1 pseudogene is annotated in these 871 nt (G+C 64.8%); it reads right to left on the reverse strand.

What is annotated here, in order from left to right:
• Positions 1–39: 39 nt before the first annotated feature.
• Positions 40–555, reverse strand: a pseudogene (locus FFK22_RS41970) (IS3 family transposase); the annotation flags it as partial.
• Between the last annotated feature and the right edge of the window lie 316 nt (positions 556–871).

Below are 871 nucleotides of genomic sequence, written 5' to 3' on the forward strand. Positions count from 1 at the left end.
AGCGGTGGCCGGGATTGTCTGGACAGGGATCAGCGTTGGTTAAGTGGAATCGCTGCCGGTTGAGTTTGGCCGGGGTTGGTGGTCGAAATAGGCCTGGTCCGGCGTTCGGGCGCCCAGGCTCGAATGCGGGCGCTTGCGGTTGTAGAAGTCCAGGTAGCGGCCGATCGAGGCGCGGGCCTCGGCGACACTGTCGTAGGCCCGCAGATAGACCTCCTCGTATTTGACCGACCGCCACAGGCGTTCGACAAAGACGTTGTCGCGCCAGGCGCCCTTGCCGTCCATGCTGATCTTGACGCCGTTGGCGGCCAGCAGGCCGGTGAAGGCGGCGCTGGTGAACTGGCTGCCCTGGTCGGTGTTGAAGATGTCGGGTTTGCCGTGCCGGGCCATGGCCTCCTCGACGGCCTCAAGGCAAAAATCCACCTCCATGCTGATCGACACCCGCCAGGCCAGCACCCGGCGGGTGAACCAGTCGATCACGGCGGCCAGATAGACGAAGCCGCGCTTCATGGGGATGTAGCTGATGTCCATCGCCCACACCTGATCGGGCCGATCGAGGGGGCACCGCAAGGTTTTTCCGCCAGTGCACCTTTCGCCGGACAAAGCAAGAACATGGTCGCCCGGCGACGGGGATCGGTTGTCACGGAGGCGGAGGGCCGTCCCGCTCCAGGCGGTCCGTTGAGCGATGCTCTTGCGGACACGGGCGGATCATTCCCGCTGGACTCGCTTTCGGCGCTGAGGTGGTCTGACCCGATCGCTCTCTGCCGAGGGTCTCGATGGCGCGGTACAACCTGCTGACCGACGACGAGCGGCGTCGGCTCTTCGAGGCTTTGGTGCAGGTTCAAGTTCAGTGCGGCATACATCGGGGTCGACC

Origin of the sequence: Mycobacterium sp. KBS0706, assembly GCF_005938675.2 — a bacterium.
In the GTDB taxonomy this organism is placed as follows: Bacteria; Pseudomonadota; Alphaproteobacteria; order DSM-16000; family Inquilinaceae; genus Inquilinus.